The sequence below is a fragment of the Mesorhizobium sp. WSM4809 genome (genome assembly GCF_055811655.1).
Genome location: NZ_JBVVQW010000003.1, coordinates 397,569 through 424,492 on the forward strand (window position 1 = coordinate 397,569; position 26,924 = coordinate 424,492).

Genomic DNA, 26,924 nt, shown 5'->3' on the forward strand with positions numbered 1-26,924 from the left:
GATTTCACCGTTGCTTTCGCGAGCCTATGCCCCGATTCATGCAACAACCGTATGACGGTTGCGATTGGTCCAGCCGAAGGACTAGCTTGCCGGCCAAATCACAGGAGAAATCGTCATGGATCTCGGTATCCGCGGAAAGAAGGCCATCGTCTGCGCTTCGAGCAAGGGACTTGGGCGCGGTTGCGCCATGGCGCTGGCGGAAGCCGGCTGCGATGTCGTGGTCAACGGGCGCAATGCCGAGCTGGTGGCGAAAACCGCCGCGGAGTTGCGCGAGCGATATGGCGTCACGGTGACGGAAGTCGTTGGCGACGTTTCGAAGCCGGAGGTGCAGAAGGCGCTGCTCGCGGCTTGCCCCGAGCCGGACATCCTCGTCAACAACAATGGCGGCCCGCCGCTTCGCGATTTCCGCACGCTCGATCGCGAAAAGATCCTCGAAGGCGTCACCCAGAACATGGTGACGCCGATCGAGCTGGTCCAGGCTGTCCTTGACGGCATGGCGGCGCGCGGCTTCGGCCGCATCGTCAACATCACATCGCTGTCGGTCTATGTGCCCATTCCCGGCCTCGACCTGTCGTCCGGCGCGCGCGCCGGCCTGACCTCGTTTCTTGCCGGCGTGGCCAGAACGGTGATCGACCGCAACGTGACCATCAACAGTCTTTTGCCGGGCAAGCTCGACACCGACCGGCTGCGCGGCCCGCATGAAGCCGGCAGCGTCGAAAGCCCTAAGGCCGCAGCCGCGCGCAAGACCCGCATCAGCGCCGACGTTCCGGCCAAGCGGCTCGGCACGCCGGAAGAATTCGGCCAGATCTGCGCCTTCCTGTGCTCGGTCCATGCGGGCTATCTGACCGGGCAGAACATACCGGTCGATGGTGGTCTCTACGTCAGCGCCTTTTGATCAACTTGTCCGTGAAACTGTAGGAGCCGTCCGTTAGAGAATCGGCATAAGCATTTGATCATTAGCAGCTTTCTACGCGCCGCCGGGTAAAGCTGCCGGCGCGTCAATTAGCGTCGCGAAAAACCACGGCTGCATGCTAAAAGGGAATCTCAGCCAGATTTCGAGGGAGCGGCCGCATGGAAGGCGAGAGCAAAAAGACGGCACGTTCGGACCTCGACGAAGCCGCCCTCTACTTCCACAAGCACCCAAGGCCGGGAAAGCTCGAGATACAGGCGACCAAGCCGCTCGGCAATCAGCGCGACCTCGCGCTCGCCTATTCGCCTGGCGTCGCCGCCCCTTGCCTGGAAATCCGCGACGACCCGGCGACCGCCGCCGACTACACCGCACGCGCCAATCTGGTCGGTGTCGTCACAAACGGATCGGCGGTGCTCGGCCTCGGCAATATCGGCCCGCTGGCCTCCAAACCGGTCATGGAAGGCAAAGCCGTCCTGTTCAAGAAGTTCGCCGGTATCGATGTCTTCGACATAGAGATCGACGCGCCCGGTATCGAGCGCATGGTCGAGACGATCTCGGCGCTCGAGCCGACTTTCGGCGGCATCAATCTCGAGGACATCAAGGCGCCGGAATGCTTCGAGGTCGAGGAACAGTTGAAGGCCCGCATGGGCATACCGGTGTTCCACGACGATCAGCACGGCACCGCCATCATTGTCGCCGCCGCCGTGCTCAACGGGCTGGAATTCGCCGGAAAAACCATATCTGACATCAAGATCGTCACCTCCGGCGCCGGGGCTGCCGCCCTTGCCTGCCTCAACCTGCTGGTCTCGCTCGGCGCCAAAGTCGAAAACATCTGGGTCACCGACCGTTTCGGCGTTGCCTACAAAGGGCGGACCGACGAGATGGACCGCTGGAAAGACCCTTATGTGAAGGACACCGAGGCGCGCACGCTGGCCGACGTCATATCGGGCGCAGATGTCTTCCTCGGCCTCTCGGCGGCAGGCGTGCTGAAGCCGGAACTGCTTGAGCACATGGCGCCAAAACCGCTGATCCTGGCGCTGGCCAACCCCAATCCCGAGATCATGCCGGAAACGGCGCGTGCGGCGCGTCCCGATGCGATGATCTGCACAGGCAGGTCCGATTTTCCCAATCAGGTCAACAACGTACTGTGTTTTCCTTACATCTTCCGCGGCGCGCTCGACTGTGGTGCCAGCGCTATCAACGAGGAGATGAAGATGGCGGCGGTCCGCGCCATCGCAGCCCTTGCCCGCGAGGAACCTTCAGATGTCGCTGCCCGCGCCTATTCCGGCGAGACGCCGATCTTCGGCCCTGAATTCCTGATCCCTTCGCCCTTCGATCCACGCCTGATCCTGCGCATAGCGCCCGCGGTCGCCAAGGCGGCCTGCGACACCGGTGTCGCGACAAGGCCGATCACCGATTTCGCCGCCTATATCGACAAGCTGAACCGCTTCGTCTTCCGCTCCGGCCTGGTGATGAAGCCGGTGTTCTCGTCAGCCAAGGCATCGAGCGCCAAGCGCGTCATCTATGCAGACGGCGAGGATGAGCGCGTGCTGCGCGCCGCCCAGGTGGTGCTCGAGGAAGGCATCGCCGAGCCGATCCTGATCGGCCGGCCGCACGTCATTGAGGTGCGCCTGAAGCGCTACGGCTTGCGCATCAAGCCCGGTGTGGATTTCGGCCTGATCAACCCGGAAGACGATCCGCGCTACCGCCATTATGTCGACCTTCTGATCGAACTCGCCGGCCGGCGCGGCGTCACGACGGAAGCCGCGCGCACCATGGTGCGCACCGACAACACGGTGATCGCAGCACTTGCGCTGAAACGCGGCGATGCCGATGCAATGGTTTGCGGCCTCGAAGGCCGCTTCGAGCGGCATCTGCGCAACGTCACCTTGATCATCGGCCCCCGCGCCGGCATCAAGGACCACGACCTGTCGACGCTTTCCATGCTGATCTCGCAGCGCGGTATCATCTTCCTGACCGACACCCACGTCTCCGTCGACCCGACGGCGGAAGAAATCGCCGAAATGACGGTGCTGGCGGCGGAAGAAATCCAGCGCTTCGGCATCGAGCCGAAGGCAGCGCTGCTCTCGCATTCGGATTTCGGCTCGCGCGATTCGCCCAGTGCCCTGAAGATGCGGCAAGCGGCGGCGATCCTGGCGCGCATCGCGCCTGACCTTGAATGCGATGGCGAGATGCATGCGGACACTGCTCTGTCGGAGCACCTGCGCCAGCGCGTCTATCCGCATTCGAGGCTGAAGGGCGAAGCCAATTTGCTGGTGTTCCCCAACCTCGATTCGGCCAACATCACGCTGACGGCGCTCAGAACCATGATGGATGCGCTACACGTCGGGCCGATCCTGCTCGGCACGGACATGCCGGCGCACATATTGACGCCGTCGGTCACCTCGCGCGGCGTTGTCAACATGACGGCGCTTGCCGTCGTGGAAGCCGCCCACAAGGCACAGGCGGTCGTCAATCTGGGCTGAACACGGATTTCGCGGTAAACTGCAGTTAACCGCGAGCACGGTAGCCTTGCGGGCTAACAGTCGGATTTGGCAGGCGGAGTTTGGGCGGATGGCAAGCGGAGGGTGGAAGCAGGCGCATGCTGCCGTGCTGCTTGGCCTCCTGTTGTCCGCAAGCTGGGGGGTGGCCGAGCCACAGGCTGCTTCGCGGGTCTGCCGCCAGCTGGAAGCCGATCTTGCCGCGTCCTCGCGCGGCGGCGGTGGCGGTCCGGCGCTGATCCGGAAATACGATTCCGCAATTGCGAGGCAGCATGAGCAGATTTCGAAAGCCCGCGGCCAGGCGAGCCGGGCCGGATGCGGATTTTCGCTGTTTGGCCGCAACCTCAATCAATGCGCCGGGCTAAACGCCACCATCGATCGCATGAATGCCAATCTCGACGCCTTGCAGAACAAGCGCGAGCGGCTGGCCGGCGGCGGCTCGCGCCGCGACCGCGGACGCATCCTGGCGGCGCTTGACGCCAATGGCTGCCGCGACGACGCCGTTGCGCCTCGGCGGGCGCCTTTGCAGGAAGCCAACCGCGAGGGCGGCAGCGCAAACCTGTTCGATCAGCTTTTTGGCGGCAACAGCCAGCAGCTCGATATGCTTGATGAGCCCAACCAGCCCGACGATCCCGGCGAGGAGCGCAATGTCCGCCGTGTGCTCAACCAGCCCGGCATACCCGATTTTCCGAGCGTCGGCGGTGAGTTCCACACCTCCTGTGTGCGCACCTGCGACGGCTACTTCTTCCCGATGTCGAACTCGGCCTCGGCAGGCGATTTCGAACGCGACCAGAAGAATTGCGAATCGAGCTGCCCCGGCACCGAGATGCAGGTTTTCTATTCGCGCGGCATGGACGACGATTCGGCCTCGATGACGTCCTCCGTCACCGGCCGGCCCTACAGCGAATTGCCGACCGCCTATCTCTACAAGCAGCCCGATATGTCGCGGCCGCCGGCTTGCGGCTGCAACGCCGCCGCGCAGGGTTTTCAGATCATCGCCGGCAACCCGCCGAATCCGGAACAGTTGCAACCCGAGACGGACTCCGCACCGTTCATTCCGGTGCCGATCTCCAAACCGGATCCGGGTGCCGATCCCGAAACGCTGGCCAATCAGGAAGGCGGGCTCGACCGCGAGGCGATCAAGCGGCTTTCCGCCAAGCCGGTGACGTCGCCCGTATCCGCGCTGCCGCCGGAACAGCGCAAGGTCAGGGTCGTCGGGCCAACGTTCCTTCCCGACCCATCAGCGGCAATAGATCTGCAAGCTCCGGCCCCGAAGGCAGTCCGGTAAGGGCTGTCCTGAGCGGCATGAACAACGCCTTGCCCTTGCGGCCGGTCGCTTCCCTGATCTTGCCCGTCCAGTCCTTCCAGATCGTCGCGGTCCAGGGTTCCTCCGGCAACAGGTCGAACGCCTGTCGAAGAAAGTCGTGGTCCTCATCGGAAAATTCCGGCTTCTCCTGCGGTCCGTCGCGCAGGATACGCCACCAGTTGACCGCATCGGCCAGCCTGTCGAGATTGCCGCGCACCGCCAGCCAGAACGGTTCGGCCTGCTCGCCGGAGACGCCGAGCACGATCAGACGGTCTTGTGCCTCGGCGAACGGCATGTGGTGCAGCAGCGACCGGTTGAGCACGAACAGCTCGTCCGGATCGAACTTGGCGGCGGATTTCGATGTCGCCGCCGGATCGAAGCGTTCGGCGAGTTCGCCCATCGTCGGCACCGCCGCGACATTCTCCGAAGTGCCTACCAGGACGGCCAATGATGCGACGGCCATCGGCTCGATGCCGTCCTCGCGCAGGCTTTCGATCGAGAGTGCGCCGGTGCGCTTCGACAAGCCCTCGCCCGATGCGGTGGTCAGGAGATTATGGTGGCCGAACACTGGCGGCTCGGCAGCCAGCGCCTGGAACAAGGCGATCTGCACGCCGGTGTTGGTGACGTGGTCGTCGCCCCGGATGACATGGCTGACGCCCATCTCGATGTCGTCGACGACGGAAGGCAGCGTATAGAGATAGGTGCCGTCCTCGCGCACAAGGACCGGGTCGGAAAGCGAGGCCAGATCGACGGTTTCCTCACCCCGCACCAGGTCGTTCCAGTGCATTTCGGTGCGTTCCGGCTGTTGTGGATCGCCTGAGAAATTGGGGAGGAGAAACCGCCAGTGCGGCCTGCGGCCATCGGCCTGGTATTCGGCGATCTGCTCGTGCGTCAGGGTCAACGCCTCGCGACCATAGACCGGTGGCAGGCCGCGCGTGCGGCGCACCTTGCGCCTGAGATCGAGTTCCTCCGGCGTTTCATAGCAGGCATAGAGAACGCCTGCCGTCTTCAGCCTCTCGACCGCCGCGTCATAGACTTCGAAGCGCCGCGACTGGTATTCGGTGGCGTCGGGAAAAATGCCCAACCAATGCAGGTCGTAGAGGATGGCGTCGGAAAACTCCTGCTTCGAGCGCGCAATGTCGGTGTCGTCGAAGCGCTGGATGAATCGGCCCTTGTTGTTCATGGCAAACAGCCAGTTGAACAGAGCCGTGCGCGCATTGCCGATGTGAATGCGGCCGGTCGGCGACGGGGCAAAACGAACGGTAACTGTCATGAACGGGGCGTACCGGATGCTTTTGTGGTTGACAAGACGCGCCCCCGCGCTGGCCGGCAGACATAGAACATGGCGGCTGGAATGAAAAGACCGGACGGTGGACGCCTCCGACTGCGCCCAGACCGGCGGTGCCCATTTTGTGCCGGCAGCTTTTCACGATAGGAATTTTTTCTTGACTCGGTGCCCTCAGCTATGGTACATATTTGGCTATGGTGCTGATTTGCGCCAGCGACCCGCCGCACAGGCGGGTTTTTCGTTTGATGCTCCGTCAGCCAACGCGTCGGCGAAGGCTCCGAAGGAACCCATTAACCCAAGTTTGTAGCGCTTGAAGGCGATCAGCGGCCGAAATCATCGGAACTGAGGCGGGTCCAGCGGTCGCCCACCAATCCACCGATAAAGATGTCGCCGGAGCGGACCGCTTCCGTGACCTCGGCGATCCGCGAGCGGACCATTGTTCCCCCGGCATAGCGGAAGAAGACATTCTTGTAGCCAAAGAGTTGAGGTATGAATTTGGTCTGCGTCTGTCCGGTGATGCCCACGCAGCCCATCTCCCATGCGGCGGCGACAAGCGCATCCAGCGTCGCGCCCCAGTGCAATCCGGATGCCTGGATCTGCAACAGGTTCGCCACGCCGCCGGCTTGACCATAGAAGGCATAACAACCGAGCATTTTGCCCGTTTCGTCGTAGGTCCCACCGAAATGAAGGGGGCCGTCGGCCCGCTTCTCGGCCGCCAGCGCAAGCAGCCGTGCAAGTTCCCCATCCTTCCAACTCGGCCGAAGAGCGTAACCAGACAGGAGGGTCGGCAGCTTCTCGGCGAATTGAACGGCATCGATCGGCTCACGATGGGTGCGATGCGACGATGAATGGACGACGGGGGGCTCGAACCTTTTCTTCGCAAGAGCATCGAATGCTCTCGCGCATGGATCGAGTACAAGGCGAGGCACGCCAGGCCATTTACGGTGCATTGCGGAGGCGGCCATCGCCGCCGGCCGGAAAACATATGTCCATCCCAGACAATGCACAGGAAGGAGTTGGTACTTCATCGGGCGCGCGAAGGCCAAGGATGTCCGGTTGGCCGAATCGGTCAGCTGCAGATCGAATTCGCCTTGATGCAAGGCACGCAGCAATTGGGGTCCGGCCGAGCCGTCATCGGTGCCGGGGTCGGCCATGAGCGGCCCGATGATCGCCGCGTTCAATGGCGCTCCATTGAGCTCGTAGCGGGCTTTCAGAACGCCGAGGAATCCACCCAGACGACCCTGCCGGTTGATCTGGACAAGAGCGTTGCTTTCCCCGGACTGGCCAGCAGGGTCGAGGTAAATCTCTCTCATATACGCGGCCGTCTCCGCGATCGCGCGATCGAGGAGATGACGCCGCCGCCGGCGAAACTTCGTCAGGAAGAGTGCGGCGACGCGCTCGAGATCTTCGGCAGCCAGCGGCCGAACCGAGCCATGCTGAGATTCCAGCACTGACGGCGCAGCCAACTTCTCCTCGGCATTTGCAGAAAGATGCATCGTGAAGAACACCCGTGGGTTGCCCTCCATCGGATATATATCAACCAATGGTAGAAACAACGTATCTCGGTCAGTATGATGAACAGAGGTCTCAAGACTTACTATCCGGACAGGGCTTCACAGGCAAATCAAGTCGGCCAGCATCGATGCGCTGATCGGCGGGTTGGCCGCGGCCTTGCGATCGCATGCCCTGCTCCAGCCCGCTGGGCTGACCGTGCCGGACAGAGGCGGCCTCCGGCCGAAGCTGGAGGCCGCCTCAATTCAGCTCACAAGTCCCTTGGTCAGTTCCAATGCCTGGCGCTCGAACAGGCGGCGGTAGATGCCGCCTTTCAGCCGGATCAGTTCATCATGCGAGCCTTCCTCGACGATGTTGCCGCGATCGAAGACCAGCAGCCGGTCCAGCGCCCTCACCGTCGAAAGCCGGTGCGCGATGACCAGCGTCGTGCGGCCGACCATCAGCCGCTCCATCGCCTGCTGGATCAGCACCTCCGATTCCGAATCGAGGCTCGATGTCGCCTCGTCGAGGATCAGGATGCGCGCATCGGCAAGGAAGGCGCGCGCGATCGCCACGCGCTGACGTTCGCCGCCCGACAGTTTCACGCCGCGTTCGCCGACCAGCGTGCCATAGCCCTTCGGCAGGTTGGTGATGAAGTCATGCGCACTCGCCAACTTCGCGGCATGCTCGATCTCATCTTGCGTAGCACTCGGCCTGGCATAGGCGATGTTTTCGGCCAGCGACCGGTGGAACAGGATCGGCTCCTGCTGAACGATGGCGATCTGCCCGCGCAGCGAGGCTTGCGCCACCTGCGAGATGTCCTGGCCGTCGACCAGTATTTTCCCCGCATTCACGTCATAGAGCCGCTGGATAAGCTTGACGAAGGTCGTCTTGCCCGATCCCGAATGGCCGACCAGCCCGACGCGCTCACCCGGCGCGATATCGACCGAAAAGTCGCGGTAAAGCGCCGATCGGTGATGGCCATAGTGAAAGGTCACGTTGTCAAAGCTGATCCGTCCTTCGGTGATCCGGATCGGCTTGGCGCCGGGCCGGTCCTCGATGCCGAGCGGTTCGGACTGGAAATCGACCAGCTCTTCCATATCGTTGATGGAGCGCTGCAGGTTGCGGATATGCGTGCCGATATCCCTGAGATAGCCCTGCAGCACGAAGAGCGAGGTCAGCACGAAGGCAACGTCGCCGGCGCTCGCCTGCCCCCACGACCACAGCATCAGCGCCAGGCCGATCACCGCGGCGCGCATGACCAGCAGCAGCACCCCTTGCGTGGTGCCGTTGATGGTGCCGCGCACCCAGGTGCGCCGTGTACGCGCACGCCATTTGGCGACGACCTTGGCCAGTCGGCGTTCTTCGCGCTCCTCGGCGCCAAAGCCCTTGACCACGGCGTTGCAGCTGACCGCGTCGGCCAGCGAGCCGCCGAGGCGGGTATCCCAGGTGTTGGCGAGCCTTGCCGCCGGCGCGACATAGCCAAGTGACAGCAGCGCCGTCACCGTGATGAACAGCACCGAACCGGCAGCAACGACCGCCCCCATCAACGGCCAGAACCAGCCGAGCAGCAATGTCGAGCCGACCAGCATGACGATTGACGGCAGCAGCGCGATGAGGATGGTGTCGTTGAGCAGGTCGAGCGCCCACATGCCGCGCGTCACCTTGCGCACGGTCGAGCCGGCAAAGCTGTTGGCATGCCAGTCGGTGGAAAAGCGCTGGACGCGATGGAAAGCATCGGCGGCGATGTCGGCCATCATCTTCAAAGTCAGCTCGACGATCCCCATGAACGCCAGGTTGCGCAACACGACGCCGGCCAGCGCGAGCGCCATCAACATCGAGAACGCCGTCATCGCGGCATTCCAGGCAATCGCGTCGGCGCCGGCGCTGCTGGCGACGGCGTCGACCAGCCGGCCGGAGTAGAGCGGCGTCAGCACATCGGCCAGCGTCGACAGCAGGAAGCTGCCCATGATGAGCGAGAGCCGCCAGGGCTGACGCCGCCAATGAGTGAGCGTGAAGCCAAGAACGCTGCGAAAGGCGCTCGCGCGCAAATCGATCTTGAAACGAGCCATGATGTCATTCGGGCACAAACGAGCCCGATCCCAGTAGGTCGAAAATTGAAGAAGCCGCGCAAGGAGCCAATGAGTGCCCGGAAGCGGAGTGGCATATTTGGCGTATCGCCCAAATCGGGCGGCGATCGGCATCGGCATAAGCCTGTGCTCGGTCCGGCATCGGCATGAAGGGGAAACCTTCGCGGAGCGCCGGATGAGACCTAGGCTTCGCGGCCTCGCATTACCATGTGAAATACTGCCATTCGGACCTCCCGCAAGACAATTGCGGAGGTGTCCTTATAGAGACGCTCCGATGCATCGCCAAGACGAGTTCACGCCAAAAGTGTATCTGGTCCAACCACTGCGATTATTTTGCAACAACGGAGCAAGCCGCGCGCCTCATTCAGGAATGCGATCCAAGCGCATGTAGCGGCCATCGGTCGATGGCTTGAACCCAAGCTTCTCATAGACGCCGTGTGCGTCGCTGGTCGACAGGCTCCAGTGGAAAACAGTCCTGACTTCAGGATGATCGATAAGGGCCTGCACGAGCCGGCTGCCTATGCCTTGCCCGCGATGCCCGGGCCAGATGATGATGTCGGCGAGATAGGCGAACACCGTGCGGTCGGTGATCGCGCGGCCGAAGCCGACTTGCCTGCCGTCGACATAGGCGCCGACGCAAAGCGAATTGGCAAAGGCGCGGCGATGGACTTCATCAGTGCGTCCAGCGCCCCAATAGCTTGCCATCAACAGGTCCGATGTCGCACGGAAATCGATCCGTGACATGTCGAAGCTGATTTCACAATCGGGCATGGCTGTCTCCGGTCGCGCCGCCGCGTGCGCTTTCGGTACCTAGCTGCGATCCCTGAACCGGTTGGTGATGGGATAGCGGCGGTCGCGGCCAAAATTCTTTTTGGTGATCTTTACGCCCGGCGCAGCCTGCCTTCGCTTGTATTCTGCGATGTAGAGCAGGTGCTCGATGCGCGTCACCGTCGCCCGGTCATGGCCGCGCGCGACGATGTCGTCGACACCCATCTCATTTTCCACCAGGCATTCGAGGATGTCGTCCAGCACCGGATAGGGCGGCAGCGAATCCTGGTCGGTCTGGTTCTCGCGCAATTCCGCCGATGGCGCCTTGTCGATGATGTTTTTCGGGATCACCTCGCCCGAGGGCCCGAGCGCGCCCGGCGGCACGTGGCTGTTGCGCCAGCGCGACAGCGCGTAGACCTGCATCTTGTAAAGGTCCTTGATCGGATTGAAGCCGCCATTCATGTCGCCATAGAGCGTGGCGTAGCCAACCGACATCTCGCTCTTGTTGCCCGTGGTGACGACCATCGAGCCGAACTTGTTGGAGATCGCCATCAGGATGGTGCCGCGCGCGCGGCTCTGCAAATTCTCCTCGGTGATGCCTTCCTTGGTGCCTTCGAACATCTGCGTCAGCGCGTGCAGGAACCCTTCGACCGGCTCGAAGATCGGCACGATGTCATAGCGGCAGCCGAGCGCACGGGCGCAATCCTCGGCATCCTTCAGCGAGTCCTTGGAGGTGTAGCGATAGGGCATCATCACCGCGCGCAGGCGTTCCTCGCCGAGCGCATCGACGGCCAGCGCCGCGCAGATCGCCGAATCGATGCCGCCGGACAGACCAAGCACCACATTCTTGAAGCCGTTCTTGTTGACGTAGTCCCGCAGGCCCAGCATGCAGGCGCGATAGTCGGCCTCCTCCCGGTCCGGGATTTTCGACATCGGCCCTTCCGAGCAGACCCAGTGATCCCCTTGTCTTTTCCAGGTGGTGATGTCGACCGCTTCCTCGAACTGGCTCATCTGGAAGGCAAGCGTCTTGTCGGCGCCAATGGCAAACGACGCGCCGTCGAAGATCAACTCGTCCTGCCCGCCAAGCTGGTTGGCATAGATCATCGGCAGCCCGCATTCGATGACCTGGCGGATGACGACCTGGTGGCGGACATCGATCTTGGCGCGATAATAGGGCGAGCCGTTCGGCACCAGCAGGATTTCCGCCCCGCTTTCGGCCAGCGACTCGCAGATATCGACGTCGCCCCAGATGTCCTCGCAGATCGGAACTCCGATGCGCACGCCGCGGAAATTGACCGGCCCCTGGATCTCGGGGCCGGCCTGGAAGACGCGCTTCTCGTCGAACTCGCCGTAGTTCGGCAGATCGAGCTTGTAGCGTTCGGCGATGATCTTGCCGCCATCGGCGAAGACGATCGAATTGTGCGTGCCGCTCTTGCGCTTCAACGGCGTGCCTATGATGACGCCGGGACCGCCATCCGCGGTGTCGGCGGCAAAGTCCTGTGCCGCCTTTTCGCAGGCTTTCAAAAAGGCCGGCTTCAGCACCAGATCCTCCGGCGGGTAGCCGGCGAGGAAAAGCTCGGTATAGAGCACGAGATCGGCGCCCTGACGTGCGGCATCCGCCCTCGCCTCGCGGGCCTTGGCGAGATTGCCTGATATGTCGCCGACAGTCGGATTGAGCTGGGCGACGGCGATGCGCAGAATGTCGAGCTTCTTGGTCATGCCTGCTGACTTAGCGCGGCAAAATTGCCCGGGCAATGGCGTTCGTTTGGACCAATTCGGACCGAATGACGTAGGTCAATCGTGTACGGACCGATCGACCTACTTCAATCGTGGCGAGACGAGCCGGGTCTCAGTCGTCGCCCATATATTCGCGCAACGCTTGCGGCGAATGATTCTCGCCGATCGACATCGCCAGGATGCGTGAAATATGCCGGCGCGGCAGGCCTGTCTGCACCACCCACTGGTTGATCTGTGCCTGGATCTTGTCGAGGTCCCTCTTCGAGGTCGGGCTTTCGGCGATGTCGAGGCCGGCGTCGCGCAACGCCGCGGCCATATCGCCCGAGATGACGAACGCATCCCAACCTAGCCAGCGCAGGAAATACTGGCCCGTATTGCCGCCCAACCGGCTGCCATGCTTGCCGAGCCAGGCCATCAGCCCGATCTGGTCGTCCGCCGGCCAGTTTGCGAGGAATTGGCCGAAGCCGCCATATTCCTTCGACACGCGCTCGACGAAGGCGGCGTTGTCGCGCACGGATCTGATCTTCTGCGGGTTGCGCACGATGCGCTGGTCGGCCGTCAGATCGTGCCAGAAATCATCGGGCTGGAACAACAGCCGCTTCGGCTCGAAGCGCAGAAACGCCTCCTCGAAGCCCGGCCATTTCTGCTCGATGACGCGCCAGACGAAACCGGCGGCGAAGACGCGTTCGGCCATAACAGAGAGAATGCGGTCATCGGCGATGTCAGCCACGGCGGCATTGTCAGGCGCCGGACCCAGCAGCGACGTCAGTTCCTCTTCGCCGCCCTTGCGTTTTGCGGCCCGTGCGCGAATTTTCTTGAAATCGGCCATTGGTCCCTCGGCAACTGGAATCAATCTAACACTTCCCGTGTGAGCCGGCAGCCTCTACCTCTTACGGCAAGCCAAAGACCCTGGAGATGGCCATGAACAAGACGATCGACGACCTGGCGAACCGCTGGCTCAAGCGGCGGCCGGACGGCCTCAGCCAGCTCGAAAGCCGGGTGCTGCAATCGACGCTCGAACGCACCACCATCTCGCGCGACACCAACAAGGCCGTCGCCTTCCACCAGACCTTCGGCGACCGGCTCGCCGACACGATCGCCCGCATCGGTGGGTCATGGTCCTTCATCCTGACCTTCATCGCCTTTCTGATCCTGTGGACATCAGCCAATGTCTGGCTGCTGTCGCGTGACGCCTTCGATCCCTACCCGTTCATCTTCCTCAATCTCGTTCTGTCGATGGTCGCCGCCTTGCAGGCGCCGGTGATCATGATGGCGCAGAACCGCCAGACCGAACGCGACCGCATCGACGCCGCCCACGATTACGAGGTCAACCTGAAAGCCGAGATCGAGATCATGGCGCTGCATGAAAAGCTGGATGAACTGCGCCACGGCCAGATTCTCGGTATGCGCGACGAGATCGTGCAACTGACCGAAATGATCAAGCGGATCGACGAAAGGCTGTCTTCGCAGCGGTCGGCTTCATGACCGACGCGATCCATCATTTCATCGAACAATACGGGCTGCTCGCGGTCTTTATCGGCTGTGTCGCGGAGGGCGAAAGTGCCGCCATTCTTGGCGGTTTCTTCGCCCACCAGCAGGTCTTCGTCCTGTGGCCCGCGGTTCTTGCGGCGGCGCTCGGCGCCTTCGTCGGCGATACTTTCTTCTTCATCCTCGGACGAAGCTTCGCCGACCATCCCTATGTCGTCAGATTGCGCAAACGGCCCGGCTTCCGCCGCGCCTTTCGGCTGCTCAACACCCATCCCGACATTTTCGTGCTGTCCAACCGCTATATCTACGGCATGCGCCTCGTCGGCGGCATTGCAGCCGGGCTTTCCAACATCGCCGCGCCGCGCTTCGTCATCCTCAACGCGCTTTCATCGGCGGTCTGGGCGGTGCTGTTCGGTACGATCGGTTATGTCTTTGGACTTGGCGCCGAGCACGTCATCGGCCAGGCGTTGATGCATCACGAACGGTTGCTGATCGGGCTTGGCATCGGCTTGACCGTGGCCGTTCTGGCATGGCTCGTCGCCCGTCACATCGCCAGCAAGGAACGCGCCAGGGAGGGCTGATCGTCAATCCACGCCGAGCGCCCGGTCCCCCCGATCGAGGATAAGCGGGATGATCAGGTCTTCCTCGTCGGCAAGATGCCTTGTCAGCATGGCGATCAGCCGGCTGTTTTCGTCGGCATAGGCGTCGGCGGCAAAGCGCTGTCTGTCTTCGCTCTCCTGAAGCGTCTTGATGAACGCGTTGGCGGCTTCGGCATTACGCTCCAGCCCTTCATGGATGGTGTGATGGTCGGCATCGAGAATCTCGAAGCCGTGCTTCAAACGGGGCTCGGCCTTGGCGAAGACCGGAAAATATTGATAATCCTCGACGTTGTGGTGACCGTCGAGGTTGCCTAGAAAATGATTGAGGCGGGGCGCGAACCAGCGCGCGAAATCAGGCGCCGTCAGCCGTCCCTCACGGTAGTCGCCGATGCCGTTGGCCAGCATGCCGCCAAGTTCGCGGAACATGTCGTGCCGCTGCAGCCACATATTGGCGATGCCGTGGATATTGGCATGATCCTGCCAGTTTTCACGCGGATATTTCTCGGCCAGCCAGCGCAGATCATCCGGCAGGCCCACGCGTTCGAGAAGCAGAAAATTGGCGGCCCTGGCCATGACAGTCTCCTTTGGTGACTGGCATATAGGCATCGAAAGGCTAGATCGGTACCCCGGTGATCCGCTCGATGATGGCGATGCCCCAGACGCCGGCGACGATGAGCACCGAAATCAGCACCGCCAGCGAACCGCAATCCTTGGCCAACTGGATGTCGACATTGAACTCGCGGCTGAAAGCGTCGCATGCCGCCTCGATGCCGGTGTTCAGCACTTCGACCATGATCAGGAGCAGCACGGCGCCGATCAGCAAGGCATAGCCGCGCCACGAGATCGAAACGAACCAGCCGAGCGGCAAGGCAAGCGCCAGCAGCATCAGCTCCTGCTGGAAAGCCTTCTCGCTGGTGGCCAGCTTGCGAAACGCCCGCACCGAATTGAAATAAGCATCGATCAGCCGCTGCATGCCAAACCCCTTTGCGAATCACCGGCACGGGATAATGCAATGGCTGGCCAGATCAATGGAATAAGGTGACTTGTCCAAGATTCATTCAGCAACCGGTATGGACGGTGTCGACTTTTCAAACTGTGGCAGCCCGTCGTCGATCGAATAATAGTCGCCCTTATCACCGACGAAGATATGGCATTCCCCCTCAAGACCTGTCGGCTTGTCGAACGATCCCGCCATGACCGAAACGTAGTCCTGGTCTCGCGGCTTCCAGAACAGCACCGATCCGCATGCCTTGCAGAACCCACGCCTGGCGAAGGTAGAGGCTTCGTACCAGGTGATACTTTCCGTGCCCTCGATCACGATGTCGGCGTTGGCAACATTGGTCGCGGCATAGAAATGTCCGCTCTGCTTGCGGCATTGCGAGCAATGGCAATAGACGACGCCACGCAGCGCCCCGTTCGTTCTGAAGCGGACGGCTCCGCACAGACACGATCCCTGGTGACCATCACTCACGTCGATCCTCCTTGAAGAAAAGTGCCGGGCATGGCTTAGGATTCCAGCTTTGCCGCGCAAGCACGCAAGCAAATGCGACATGTGCTGGCGTGGAGAATCCGAAATTCGGTTTCATTTTCAAGAGTGCGATGTGCGAATCGCGAATTCAAGCCGCCGCACCGGCGTTGTTTCCAACTGTTGGATGCACGGACTAAGGCTTTTACAGCCCGCAGACAGAGAAAACCCGCTGAACCTCTGCCAGTTAAGGAAACTTTAGCGACGGCGCATTTATGGTCACCTGCAAGCGAAGGCCGTGGGTGGGGACGCATCCCTTCGCAAGTTGTTCGAAGCGTCGGTCGCATTCCCCAGGGCTCGGCGACAAAGGGAAACCGCGAATTCCGCGGAGGATCCGAGGGGAAGAACCAAGATGCAGCCGGCAGCTGTCCCGACCGAACGAAGCACCGACATCGCAGCCACTGTTGTCGCGACAATGCGCCAATTGGGCGTGCTCGGCCTGCCGCGCAATTACGAGATCTTCTATGAGGCCCTGAGCGGCACCAATCGTGAACTCAGCCTGGCCGTCGTTTCGCTGACCAGCCGGCCGACACAGGATGAACTGGATCAGATCGGGCGCACTTTCTTTGCCCACAACCATGGCCCTGGCATAGTCGAGCATGCCAGAGACGTCATTGCCAGGGAGCTCGAGGAGGTTGCTTCGCTGCTGCGGAGCGAGCGCAGCCACATCGAGAAATACGGCAGGATCCTCGATGAGACATCGAGCGGCCTCAGCGGCCGCAGCCTTCTCTCCCAGGATCTCCTGCAGAAGATCGCCAACGCCATGGCGGTTGCCACCAATTCGACGATCGATCACGGCCGGCAGGTGGCCTCGACGCTCAGCGACAAGACGGCCGAACTCGAAAGCGTCAAGTCGAAGCTTGAGGAGTACAAGCGGCTGGCCGACACCGATCCGTTGACGCATATCTGGAATCGGCGCGCCTTCGACAAGGAGATCACCAGGATCTACAACAGCAACAGGGGTATCCTGTTCAACGCCCTGGTTCTTGTCGACATCGACCGCTTCAAGGATATCAACGACCGCTATGGCCATCCGGTCGGCGACAAGATCATCCAGAGCATCGCCGATATTTTCCAGACCAGCATTCGCGGCGACATGTTCGTTGCCCGCACCGGCGGCGAGGAGTTCGCGCTGATCATCGAGGGCGCCAGCGAGGACGCCACCTATGACGTCGCAGAGCGTATTCGTGCCCTGATCGAGCAGACGCCGTTCACCAGCAGCCAGACCGGCGCGAATTACGGCACCGTCACCGTCTCGATGGGTATCTGCATGGCTTCCGAAGCCGAAGGACCCGAAGATCTCTACACCAAGGCCGACCGGGCGCTCTATCGCTCCAAGGTCAGCGGCCGCAACCGGGTCACCAAGCACTCGACGATGGCAGGCCGGGCCGGCAAGAGCTGGCTGCTCTACAAGAAGGACTGAGCTTCTTCCGTCGATCGCTTCGGCGGATTGTTTTGCATCCGCCCCTTTCCATATGAATTTTTGTGGCCTATATTTTCCACAGAAATAGGAAGGGCCGCGATGCAACCTCAAACCGCTGCCAAGACAGCCGAAAACGCAGTGCTGACCAAGGCCACGCTGCGCGCGGCCGATCTGCTGGACATCACCGCCAGGATGCTGGCCTCGGTGATCGGTGTTTCGGAGGCCACGGTTTCGCGCATGCGCAGGGACGAATTCCTGCTCGAGCGCGGCACCAAGCCATTCGAGCTTGCCGTGCTGTTCGTCAGGCTGTTCCGCTCGCTCGATGCCATTGTCGGCGGCGACGCGGTCGTCGCCCGGGCATGGCTGAAGAACGTCAACGCGGCGTTCGACGCCGCTCCGCTTGAAAAAATCCTCACCATCACCGGGCTCGTCGATGTCATTGCCTATCTGGACTCCCGACGCGCTCTCGTCTGAGACCGTCGGCATCGACGGCAAATACTGGCGCATGGTCGAAGCGCAGCACCATGTCTCGACGCTGAAAATCGTCGACACGCTCGACGAGCATGCGATGCTCGAAGACCTGATCGAGGAAACCAAGCCGCAAATCCCAATTGAATGCCGCCATCTCCACTATCTCCTGGCGACGCCCTTTCGCTACGGCTCGGTCTATCCGCACGGTTCGCGTTTCCGCCGCGCCGGCAGGACCAAGGGCGTCTACTATGCGGCCGAGACCATGATGACCGCGGTTGCCGAAATGGCCTTCTACCGGCTGCTGTTCTTTGCCGAGTCGCCCGGAACACCATGGCCAAGCGACGCCGCCGAATACACGGCCTTTGCCGCCGCAATCAAATGCGCTGGAGCAATCGATCTCACCCGGCCGCCGCTCGATCGTGACGCCGCTGCATGGGCACATCCGACCGACTATGCCGCTTGCCAAGCCATTGCCGATACCGCCCGCGAAGCCGGGCTGGAGGCGATCCGCTACCGCTCGGCACGTGACCCCAAGGGCGCCAACATTGCGCTGCTGACCTGCCGCGGCTTTGCCAAGGCCAAGCCGATGGAGCCGCAGACCTGGCGGATCCGCCTCGGCGCGTTCGGCGTGCAGGCGATCTGCGAATTTCCGGAAAAACGGATCGAATTTGCCAGAACCGCCTTTGCCGATCCCCGTCTAGCCGACTTGCGCTGGGAACGCGGGCACTGAATCAACCAAAAGAAAAGCGCCGGATTTCTCCAGCGCTCTTTTTATCAACGTTCAAGCCGAAACACGCTTAGCCGTTGACCGCCTGCTTGTGCTGCACCGGGTGGCTCTTCTTCAACAGATCCGAGACTAGGAAGGCCAGTTCGATCGCCTGGTCGGCGTTAAGGCGCGGATCGCAATGGGTGTGGTAGCGGTCCTGCAATTCCTCGGCGGTGATGGCGCGCGCGCCACCGGTGCATTCGGTGACGTTCTTGCCGGTCATTTCGACATGGATGCCGCCCGGATGCGTGCCTTCGGCGCGGTGCACCTCGAAGAAGGTCTGGACCTCCTTGAGAATGCGGTCGAACGGCCGCGTCTTGTAGCCGGCGGCCTCGATCGTGTTGCCGTGCATCGGGTCCGACGACCACACCACGGAGCGGCCTTCCTTCTGCACCGCGCGAACCAGCTTCGGCAGATGGTCGGCGACCTTGTCGGAACCGAAGCGGGCGATCAGCGTCAGCCGGCCGGGCTCGTTCTCGGGATTGAGCAGGTCGATCAGCTCCAGCAAGCCGTCCGGCGTCAGCGAAGGACCGCATTTCAGCCCGAGCGGGTTCTTGATCCCACGGCAATATTCGACATGCGCATGATCGGGCTGGCGGGTGCGGTCGCCGATCCAGATCATGTGGCCCGAGGTGGCATACCAGTCGCCAGAGGTCGAATCGACACGCGTCAGTGCCTCCTCGTAGCCGAGCAGCAGCGCCTCATGGCTGGTGTAGAAATCCGTCTCGCGCAGCGCGTAGTTGGTTTCCGAAGTGATGCCGACGGCCTTCATGAAGTCCATCGTCTCGGTGATGCGGTTGGCGAGAGACTCGTATTTTTCGCCCTGCGGGCTGTCGGACACGAAGCCGAGCATCCAGCGGTGCACGTTCTCCAGGCTGGCATAGCCGCCTTGCGCGAAGGCGCGCAGAAGGTTGAGCGTCGCCGCCGACTGGCGGTACGCCATCTCCTGGCGGGCGGGATCCGGAATGCGCGACTTCGGGTCGAATTCGATGCCGTTGATGATGTCGCCGCGATAGCTGGGCAGCGTCACCTCGCCCTTGGTCTCGTTGTCGGACGAACGCGGCTTGGCGAACTGGCCGGCAACGCGCCCAACCTTCACCACCGGCTGCGCGCCGGCGAAGGTGAGCACCACGGACATCTGCAGGAAGACACGGAAGAAGTCGCGGATGTTGTCCGCGCCATGCTCGGCGAAGCTCTCGGCGCAATCGCCGCCCTGCAGGAGGAATGCGTCACCGGCGGCGACAGAAGCGAGCTGCTTCTTCAGCTTGCGCGCCTCACCGGCAAAAACCAGCGGCGGAAAGGTTGCGAGCTGGGCCTCCGTGTTCTTCAGCGCGGCAAGGTCCGGATAGGCAGGAACCTGCTTGATCGGCTTTGCTCTCCACGAATTCGGCGACCATTTCGTCATCGCTGCACCCAACGCTCTTTCCGGCAAGCACCCTCGCCTGCCATTTCCCGCCCCTATATGGGATGGCGGCTCCATACACGAAGCCGATTTCCTATTCTAGACCGGAATTCAAGCGCTGGCGAATGGCCTGGGCCGGCTACGCCGCCTTCTCCACCAGCCGCGCCAACTGGGTCATGATGACCGCCGAGCCCGCCAATCGCTTCTCGGGGGTTGGCCAATCGCGCACGAAGACGACGCTGTGGTCCGGCCGGATCTTGGCCAGCGAGCCCTGCTCGCCGATGAACCGGACGAGCCCGACCGGGTTGGAGAATTCGCGCTTGCGGAAATGGATGACGACGCCCTTCGGCCCGGCGTCGAGCTTCTCGACATTGGCCTTGCGGCAGAGCGCCTTGATGAAGACGATCTTGAGCAGATGCTTGACCTCGTCCGGCAGCGGGCCGAAGCGGTCGATCAGCTCGGCGCCGAAAGCGTCGATTTCCTCGGTGTTTTCGAGATCGCCAAGCCTGCGGTAGAGCGCCAGCCGGAGCTGCAGGTCCGGAACATAGCTTTCCGGGATCATCACCGCCGTGCCGACGGCAATCTGCGGCGACCAGCCGCCATCCTGGACCTCGCCGGAATCCTTCACCTCGGCAACGGCTTCCTCCAGCATCTGCTGGTAGAGTTCGAAGCCGACCTCCTTGATGTGGCCGGACTGCTCTTCGCCGAGAAGATTGCCGGCGCCCCTGATATCGAGGTCGTGGCTGGCGAGCTGGAAGCCGGCGCCCAGCGTATCCAGCGATTGCAGCACCTTCAGCCGGCGCTCGGCGGTGTCGGTCAGCTTGCGGTTGGCCGGCAGCGTGAACAACGCATAGGCGCGCACCTTCGAGCGACCGACGCGACCGCGTAACTGGTAAAGCTGCGACAGGCCGAACATGTCGGCGCGATGGATGATCAGCGTGTTGGCGGTCGGGATGTCGAGACCGGATTCGACGATGGTCGTCGATAACAGCACGTCGTACTGGCCGTCGTAGAAGGCATTCATGATATCGTCGAGTTCGCCCGGCGGCATCTGGCCATGTGCCACCGCCACCTTCAACTCCGGCACGGATTCCTTCAGGAAATCATGGATTTCCGAGAGATCGCTGATGCGCGGCACCACATAGAAGGAATGGCCGCCGCGATATCGCTCGCGCAGCAGCGTCTCGCGGATGACCAGGGGATCGAACGGCGAGATGAAGGTGCGCACCGCCATTCGGTCGACTGGCGGCGTGGCGATCAGCGACAGCTCGCGCACCCCGGTCAACGCCAGTTGCAGCGTGCGCGGGATCGGTGTCGCCGAGAGCGTCAGCACGTGCACGTCGGTCTTCAAATCCTTCAGCCGCTCCTTGTGCTTGACGCCAAAGTGCTGCTCCTCGTCGATGATCAGCAGGCCAAGGTTCTTGAACGAGATCGCGGAACCAAGCAGCGCGTGCGTGCCGATGACGATGTCGACCTGGCCCTCGGCGATGCCTTTCTTGGTCTCGGCCAGTTCCTTGGCGCCGACCAGCCGCGACGCCTGGCCGACACGGATCGGCAGGCCGGAGAAACGCTGCGAAAAGGTCTTGAAATGCTGGCGCGACAACAATGTCGTCGGCACCACAACTGCCACCTGAAAGCCTTCCATCGCCGCGATGAAGGCGGCACGCAGCGCCACTTCGGTCTTGCCGAAGCCGACATCGCCGCAAATCAGCCGGTCCATCGGCTTGCCGGCAGCAAGATCGTCGCGCACCGAATCGATGGCCGTCTGCTGGTCGTCGGTCTCCTCATAGGGGAAGCGGGCCGCGAACTCGCCATAGAGGCCTTCTGCCGGCACCAGTGGCGGTGCGGAGCGCATCTGCCGTTCGGCGGCGATGCGGATCAGCTGCCCGGCCATGTCGAGCAGGCGCTTCTTCAGTCGCGCCTTGCGCGACTGCCAGGCGCCGCCGCCAAGCTTGTCCAGCGTCGCCTCGGCTGTGTCAGAACCGTAGCGCGACAGAAGCTCGATGTTTTCCACCGGCAGGAACAGCCGGTCGTCACCGGCATAGTGGATTTCAAGGCAGTCATGCGGTGCGCCGACCGCTTCGATGGTACGCAGGCCGATGAAACGGCCAATGCCATGATCGGCATGGACGACAATGTCGCCGGCCGACAGCGCCGAGGCCTCGGCAATGAAGTCCGAGGGACGCTTCTTGCGTTTCGAACGCCGGATCAGCCGGTCGCCCAAAATGTCCTGTTCGGCGACGACGACCAGTTTTTCGGTCTCGAAGCCGGATTCGAGCGGCAGCACGGCCAGGGCCGCCTGACCGGGTTCGAGCTTTTCGGCTTCCGCCAGCGTCGCCACCTGCTTGAGGTTGCCGAGATGGTGTTCGGCTAGGATCTGGCCAAGCCGGTCGAGCGAGCCTTCGGTCCAGCCGGCGATGACGACGCGGCGGCGCGCCGCGCGCTCATCGGCGATGTGTTTGACGACGACATCGAACACATTGGCGTTCGGATCGGCGCGCTCCTCGACGAAGCTGCGGCCGTGGCGTGAGCCGGCGTGATAGACCTTCTTGGCGCCAACTTCGGGCGCGTCGAATGGCGTGAAGTCGATCGCTTCACGCGGCCCGAGCGAGGCAATCAGGTTTTCCGGGGAGAGATAGAGCAGGTCCGGTGCGACCGGCTTGTAGGGCACGGCGTCCTTCAAGGCACCGTCCGCCTGCTTCTTGCGCGCCTCGTAGTGATCGAGGATCAGCGTGTGGCGCTCGGCCAGCGCCTCATGCGCCAGATGGTCGAAGATGACAGGCGTGTCAGGCAGATAGTCGAACACCGTCTCCAGCCGTTCGTAGAAGAACGGCAGCCAGTGCTCCATGCCGGCGAAGCGACGCCCTTCGCTGACCGCCGCATAGAGCCCATCGTCGCGCTGTGGCGCGCCAAAAGCTTCGATGTAGGAGCGGCGGAAGCGGCTGATGGTTTCGGGCGTCAGCGCCACTTCGCTCATCGCCTGCAGCGCCATCGACTTGCGCTGACCGGTGGTGCGCTGCGTGGCGGCGTCGAACACACGGATCGATTCCAGCGTGTCGCCGAAGAAGTCGAGCCTGAGTGCTTCGGTCCAGCCGGGCGCGAACAGGTCGAGAATGCCGCCGCGCACTGCGAACTCGCCGATGCCACGCACGGTCGGCACGCGCTCAAAACCGGACGTTTCCAGCCGCGACACCAGTACGTTCATGTCGATCTGGTTGCCGGGCCTGGCGTGGAACGTCTGTGCCTCGACGAGATCCGCCGGCGGAATGCGTTGCAGCAGCGCATTGGCGGTGGTGAGGATGACGGCGCGGTGCGGCTTCTTCGCCAGAGCGATCATGGCGGTCAGCGCATCGAGGCGCTTGGCGGCAGCATCCGAACCGGGCGAGACGCGGTCGTAGGGCAGACAATCCCACGCTGGTAGTTGCAGCACCGGCAGGCCGGGGGCAGCAAAAGACAGCGCCTCAACGATCGCCGGCAGGCGCTGACCGTCGCGCGCGACGAACAGAACCGGCTTGTCGGGCGCGATCTCGAGTGCCGCCTGCACCAGCGCAAAGGCTTCGTAACCGTCGGCGACGCCGTCGACGATGAACTGGCCGGCGCGGCCTTTCGGCAAACCGATGGTGGGAATGAGGCTCATGAAATCACGGTCTTGTTCTATCGCAACTCCGAACGGAAAACCGCTTCGCACTTTTCCTGGAATTGCTTGTGTTCAGGATGTCGTTGTTCAAAATGTCATGGAGTGGCGGAAAGCCAGGATCTTTTGCAGGACGGCACAATCGATATCGGCCGGAACCGGGCGTTCGCCGGTGACCATGGGCAGGAATTCGGTATCGGGAATGTCGAGGAGCCTCTCATATTGGTCGATTTCCTCGGCCGTCAAGGCGCCGATCTCAGCGTCGGCGAAAGTGCCGAGGATCAGGTCCATCTCGCGCATGCCGCGATGCCAGGAGCGAAACAGAAGCTTGCGGCGGTGCACGTCCAGCCCCTCGCTTGATCTCGTCGTTCCGGTCATCGTACCGCATCCTTGCTTGCTGCGGCGCATATAGCGTGGATAGAAGGGGCTGTCAGCCTTGCGCTGCCGCCATCGCAACATAAGCTGACATCATGCGCCCGACCAACCTCGATCCCTTGTTTGTCCCGATCACGTCGCTTGCAGGCGTCGGACCGAAAGTCGGCGCGCTGATCGAGAAGGTTGTCCCGGCCGATCTGGGTGACCGCCCCGCCCGCACGGGCGACCTTCTGTTCGTGCTGCCGCACACCGTCATCGACCGGCGCAGCCGCCCGGGCATCGCAGGATCCGCGGAAGGCCAAATCGTGACGCTGGAGGTGCGCATCGACCGCCACCAGCCGCCGCCGCGCGGCAACAGGTCGGTGCCTTACCGCGTCTTCGCCCATGACGACACCGGCGAGATCGCGCTGACCTTCTTCCATGCTCACGCTTCCTATCTCGAAAAGGCGATGCCCGAGGGCGAGCATGTCGTGGTCTCGGGCCGCATGGAATGGTTCAATGGCCGCCCGAGCATGGTCCACCCCGACCATATTGCGCTGGCCAGCGAGGCGGAAAACCTGCCGCTGGTCGAACCGGTCTATCCCCTGACAGCCGGGCTCTCGGGCAAGGTGCTGCGCCGGGCGATCGGCCAGGCGCTGGCGCGTGTGCCTGAATTTCCCGAATGGCAGGACGGCGCCTTCATGCGCCGGCACACCTTTGCGGCCTTTGCCGATGCGCTCGCCCGCATCCACAATCCGGCCGACCCGATCGACGTCGCCATCGACGGCGCCGCCTGGCGGCGGCTCGCCTATGACGAGTTGCTGGCGGGCCAGGTCTCGCTGGCGCTGGTGCGGGCAAAAGTCCGCAGGCTGTCCGGGCGTCCCCTGGTCGGCGACGGCCGCATCGTCGAAAAACTGCGGACTGCACTGCCCTATTCGCTGACATCGAGCCAGGAGTTCGCGCTGGCCGAAATCAATGCCGACCTCGCTGATCCCGAGCGCATGCTGCGGCTTCTGCAGGGCGATGTCGGCTCCGGCAAGACGGTCGTCGCGCTGCTGGCCATGGCGCGCGCCGTCGAGGCCGGCGGCCAGGCAGCACTGATGGCGCCGACCGAAATCCTGGCGCGCCAGCATCTGGCGACCATCACGCCGCTCGCCGCCAAGGTCGGACTGCGCATCGCTATCCTCACGGGCCGCGAAAAGGGCCGCGAACGCGCGGACACGCTGGCCGGTCTGGCGAGCGGCGAGATCGACATCGTCGTCGGCACCCACGCGCTGTTCCAGGAGACGGTCATGTTCCACGACCTGGTCTTCGCCGTCATCGACGAGCAGCATCGCTTCGGCGTCCATCAGCGGCTCGCCATCACCGCCAAGGGCGACGCGCCCGACATGCTGGTGATGACGGCCACTCCCATCCCCCGCACGCTGGTGCTGACCGCTTTCGGCGACATGGACGTGTCGAAACTGACGGAAAAACCGGCCGGCCGCCAGCCGATCCGTACCGTTACACTGCCGCTCGAGCGGCTCGACGAACTGGTCGACCGCATGGTGGACGCCGTCGCCAGCGGCCAGAAGATCTACTGGATCTGTCCGCTGGTCGAGGAATCCGAAGAAATCAAGCTGATGTCGGCCGAGGACCGCTTCGCGTCGCTGAAACCATTGTTCGGCGACCGTATCGGGCTCGTTCACGGCCGCATGAAGGGTGCCGAGAAGGACGAGGCGATGCGTGCCTTCAAGCAGGGCGAGACACGCATCCTGATCGCCACCACCGTCATTGAGGTCGGCGTCGACGTGCCGGACGCCACCGTCATGGTCATCGAGCACGCCGAGCGCTTCGGCCTGGCCCAGCTGCACCAACTGCGCGGCCGGGTCGGGCGTGGCGACAAGCCCTCCTCCTGCGTGCTGCTCTACAAGGACCCGCTCGGCGAGACCGCAAAACGCCGGCTGTCGGTAATGCGCGAGACCGAGGACGGGTTCCTGATCGCCGAAGAAGACCTGAAGCTGCGCGGCGAAGGCGAATTGCTGGGCACCCGCCAGTCCGGCACCCCGGGTTTCCAGGTTGCGCGCATCGAGGCGCATGCCGACCTTCTGGAGGCCGCCCGCGACGATGCCAGGCTGATCCTGTCGCGCGACCCGGAGCTGCAATCGCAGCGTGGCGAGGCGTTGCGCCTGCTGCTTTATTTGTTCGGCCGCGACGAGGCCGTGCGGCTCCTGCGCGCCGGCTGAGCCAGGGCGGCAACCGACGGGTTGGCGAGCATCCCTTCGATCGGCTCGCCATTCACGACAACCATTTGCTTGACCTCGGGCGCCACCAGCCCGGCCGACACAATCAGCTTGGCGCCGTCCTCAATCGTCATGTCGAGCAGCACGATGTCCGACTTCGGCACATACATCAGGAATCCGGTGGTCGGGTTTGGCGTGCACGGCATGAACACGGCAATCAGCGGATCGCCTTCCTGGTCGAGCTTCTGGTTGATCTCGGTCTCCTTCTCGCTGGCGACGAACACCAGCGACCACACACCCTTGCGCGGATATTCGACCAGTCCGACTTGGCGGAACATGTCGCCCTTGTTGGACAGCACGGTCTCGAAAATCTGTTTCAGCGAGCCATAGATGCCGCGCACCAACGGCATGCGGCCAAGCAGGCGCTCGCCGAAATTGACGATGGCGCGGCCGACGATGTTGGCCGTCAGGAAGCCGATCAGCGTGATCAGGATGAGCGCCACGATCAGCCCGAACCCCGGCACAGGAAACGACAAATAGGTGTCAGGGCTGTAGCGGGCCGGAATATAGGGTTTCACCCAGGAATCGACCCAGCCGATGAAAGACCAGGCAATGTAGGCGGTGATCGCCAGCGGCGCGCAGACGATGAAGCCCGTGAGGAAATAGTTCCTCAGCCGGGTCACGCCGGAAGTCTTGGGAGCGTCGGACATGATTCACCGGGGGCCGCTATTGCGACGCGACATTAGTGAACCGGACGAAGCTTTGGAACTGCGAAGTTTTTAAAGAGCCGATTATGCCGCTACTTTCAACGAAGCAATCCAAACGGAAGCAGCATACGTTCGCGATTAGCCGAAACATCCCTCCCCTTCGTCATCCACGGGCGGAGCAAGGAGCGAAGCGACGCGGCGCAGACCCGAGGATCCATTCCGTGACGTCGGCCGAAGAATGC

At 62.7% G+C, this 26,924-nt stretch carries 22 protein-coding genes; 9 read left to right on the top strand and 13 right to left on the bottom strand.

The window, feature by feature from the left end; translation table 11 throughout:
- Positions 1 to 115 precede the first annotated feature (115 nt).
- The 3 genes from AC0L24_RS10030 to AC0L24_RS10040 all read left to right on the top strand — a co-directional run bounded on the left by AC0L24_RS10030 (position 116) and on the right by AC0L24_RS10040 (position 4,699).
- A complete protein-coding gene (locus AC0L24_RS10030; RefSeq protein WP_128363749.1) occupies positions 116 to 895 on the top strand; it encodes an SDR family oxidoreductase in 780 nt (259 codons plus the stop codon).
- A 176-nt stretch (positions 896 to 1,071) separates the two neighbouring features.
- Positions 1,072 to 3,396 (top strand): NADP-dependent malic enzyme, encoded by a 2,325-nt coding sequence (locus AC0L24_RS10035; RefSeq protein ID WP_127810523.1) that lies wholly within the window; start codon positions 1,072 to 1,074, stop codon positions 3,394 to 3,396.
- Positions 3,397 to 3,484: 88 nt separating this feature from the next.
- Positions 3,485 to 4,699 carry a DUF2865 domain-containing protein gene (locus AC0L24_RS10040; RefSeq protein WP_127810524.1) on the top strand — a complete coding sequence of 405 codons (1,215 nt, stop codon included), beginning with the start codon at positions 3,485 to 3,487 and terminating at the stop codon, positions 4,697 to 4,699.
- On the opposite strand, the gene gltX is transcribed toward AC0L24_RS10040, so the two are convergent.
- The 6 genes from gltX to AC0L24_RS10070 all read right to left on the bottom strand — a co-directional run bounded on the left by gltX (position 4,617) and on the right by AC0L24_RS10070 (position 12,920).
- Entirely contained in the window at positions 4,617 to 5,990 is a 1,374-nt protein-coding gene (gltX, locus tag AC0L24_RS10045) for a glutamate--tRNA ligase (protein ID WP_127810525.1), read from the bottom strand. The genes AC0L24_RS10040 and gltX overlap by 83 nt on opposite strands.
- Before the next feature lie 335 nt (positions 5,991 to 6,325).
- Positions 6,326 to 7,513: a hypothetical protein gene (locus AC0L24_RS10050; RefSeq protein ID WP_245481735.1), complete on the bottom strand. Its 1,188-nt coding sequence runs from the start codon at positions 7,511 to 7,513 to the stop codon at positions 6,326 to 6,328.
- A gap of 249 nt (positions 7,514 to 7,762) precedes the next feature.
- A complete protein-coding gene (locus tag AC0L24_RS10055; protein ID WP_292562396.1) occupies positions 7,763 to 9,568 on the bottom strand; it encodes an ABC transporter ATP-binding protein in 1,806 nt (601 codons plus the stop codon).
- Positions 9,569 to 9,946: 378 nt separating this feature from the next.
- Positions 9,947 to 10,357 (bottom strand): GNAT family N-acetyltransferase, encoded by a 411-nt coding sequence (locus AC0L24_RS10060; protein WP_127268639.1) that lies wholly within the window; start codon positions 10,355 to 10,357, stop codon positions 9,947 to 9,949.
- A 39-nt stretch (positions 10,358 to 10,396) separates the two neighbouring features.
- Positions 10,397 to 12,073, bottom strand: a complete 1,677-nt coding sequence (locus tag AC0L24_RS10065) for an NAD+ synthase (protein ID WP_127327284.1) — start codon at positions 12,071 to 12,073, stop codon at positions 10,397 to 10,399.
- 130 nt (positions 12,074 to 12,203) lie between these two features.
- Complete coding sequence (locus AC0L24_RS10070; protein WP_127810527.1) at positions 12,204 to 12,920, bottom strand: DNA-3-methyladenine glycosylase I; 717 nt, start codon at positions 12,918 to 12,920, stop codon at positions 12,204 to 12,206.
- Positions 12,921 to 13,012: 92 nt separating this feature from the next.
- Between AC0L24_RS10070 and AC0L24_RS10075 the strand changes: the two genes are divergently transcribed.
- On the top strand, positions 13,013 to 13,576 hold the full coding sequence (locus AC0L24_RS10075) for a DUF1003 domain-containing protein (protein WP_127810528.1): 564 nt from the start codon (positions 13,013 to 13,015) through the stop codon (positions 13,574 to 13,576).
- Positions 13,573 to 14,160, top strand: a complete 588-nt coding sequence (locus AC0L24_RS10080; protein WP_127810529.1) for a DedA family protein — start codon at positions 13,573 to 13,575, stop codon at positions 14,158 to 14,160. The genes AC0L24_RS10075 and AC0L24_RS10080 overlap by 4 nt, the downstream gene beginning before the upstream one ends.
- Before the next feature lie 3 nt (positions 14,161 to 14,163).
- Here AC0L24_RS10080 and AC0L24_RS10085 read toward each other — a convergent pair whose 3' ends face one another.
- The 3 genes from AC0L24_RS10085 to AC0L24_RS10095 all read right to left on the bottom strand — a co-directional run bounded on the left by AC0L24_RS10085 (position 14,164) and on the right by AC0L24_RS10095 (position 15,649).
- Positions 14,164 to 14,751, bottom strand: a complete 588-nt coding sequence (locus AC0L24_RS10085; protein ID WP_127810530.1) for a hemerythrin domain-containing protein — start codon at positions 14,749 to 14,751, stop codon at positions 14,164 to 14,166.
- A 40-nt stretch (positions 14,752 to 14,791) separates the two neighbouring features.
- Positions 14,792 to 15,151: a diacylglycerol kinase gene (locus AC0L24_RS10090; protein ID WP_127810531.1), complete on the bottom strand. Its 360-nt coding sequence runs from the start codon at positions 15,149 to 15,151 to the stop codon at positions 14,792 to 14,794.
- Positions 15,152 to 15,232: 81 nt separating this feature from the next.
- Positions 15,233 to 15,649: a GFA family protein gene (locus AC0L24_RS10095; protein WP_027036778.1), complete on the bottom strand. Its 417-nt coding sequence runs from the start codon at positions 15,647 to 15,649 to the stop codon at positions 15,233 to 15,235.
- A 406-nt stretch (positions 15,650 to 16,055) separates the two neighbouring features.
- On the opposite strand from AC0L24_RS10095, the gene AC0L24_RS10100 reads away from it, so the two are divergent.
- The 3 genes from AC0L24_RS10100 (at position 16,056) to AC0L24_RS10110 (ending at position 18,327) form a co-directional block, all read left to right on the top strand.
- Complete coding sequence (locus tag AC0L24_RS10100; RefSeq protein ID WP_128289582.1) at positions 16,056 to 17,126, top strand: diguanylate cyclase; 1,071 nt, start codon at positions 16,056 to 16,058, stop codon at positions 17,124 to 17,126.
- Between the two features lie 99 nt (positions 17,127 to 17,225).
- Positions 17,226 to 17,600: an MbcA/ParS/Xre antitoxin family protein gene (locus AC0L24_RS10105; RefSeq protein WP_128289581.1), complete on the top strand. Its 375-nt coding sequence runs from the start codon at positions 17,226 to 17,228 to the stop codon at positions 17,598 to 17,600.
- The gene (locus AC0L24_RS10110; RefSeq protein WP_473563677.1) at positions 17,560 to 18,327 is read left to right on the top strand and encodes an RES family NAD+ phosphorylase; all 768 of its coding nucleotides are present in this window, start codon (positions 17,560 to 17,562) and stop codon (positions 18,325 to 18,327) included. The genes AC0L24_RS10105 and AC0L24_RS10110 overlap by 41 nt, the downstream gene beginning before the upstream one ends.
- 67 nt (positions 18,328 to 18,394) lie before the next feature.
- On the opposite strand, the gene AC0L24_RS10115 is transcribed toward AC0L24_RS10110, so the two are convergent.
- The 3 genes from AC0L24_RS10115 to AC0L24_RS10125 all read right to left on the bottom strand — a co-directional run bounded on the left by AC0L24_RS10115 (position 18,395) and on the right by AC0L24_RS10125 (position 23,777).
- Positions 18,395 to 19,768: a class II 3-deoxy-7-phosphoheptulonate synthase gene (locus AC0L24_RS10115; protein ID WP_127272015.1), complete on the bottom strand. Its 1,374-nt coding sequence runs from the start codon at positions 19,766 to 19,768 to the stop codon at positions 18,395 to 18,397.
- 136 nt (positions 19,769 to 19,904) lie between these two features.
- Positions 19,905 to 23,402: a transcription-repair coupling factor gene (gene mfd, locus AC0L24_RS10120; protein WP_127810536.1), complete on the bottom strand. Its 3,498-nt coding sequence runs from the start codon at positions 23,400 to 23,402 to the stop codon at positions 19,905 to 19,907.
- 87 nt (positions 23,403 to 23,489) lie between these two features.
- Complete coding sequence (locus AC0L24_RS10125) at positions 23,490 to 23,777, bottom strand: succinate dehydrogenase assembly factor 2 (RefSeq protein WP_127810537.1); 288 nt, start codon at positions 23,775 to 23,777, stop codon at positions 23,490 to 23,492.
- A gap of 92 nt (positions 23,778 to 23,869) precedes the next feature.
- Between AC0L24_RS10125 and recG the strand changes: the two genes are divergently transcribed.
- Positions 23,870 to 25,978 carry an ATP-dependent DNA helicase RecG gene (gene recG / locus AC0L24_RS10130; protein ID WP_473563678.1) on the top strand — a complete coding sequence of 703 codons (2,109 nt, stop codon included), beginning with the start codon at positions 23,870 to 23,872 and terminating at the stop codon, positions 25,976 to 25,978.
- Here recG and AC0L24_RS10135 read toward each other — a convergent pair.
- Positions 25,930 to 26,685, bottom strand: coding sequence for a DUF502 domain-containing protein (locus tag AC0L24_RS10135; RefSeq protein ID WP_027036784.1), 756 nt, complete (start codon positions 26,683 to 26,685; stop codon positions 25,930 to 25,932). The genes recG and AC0L24_RS10135 overlap by 49 nt on opposite strands.
- Between the last annotated feature and the right edge of the window lie 239 nt (positions 26,686 to 26,924).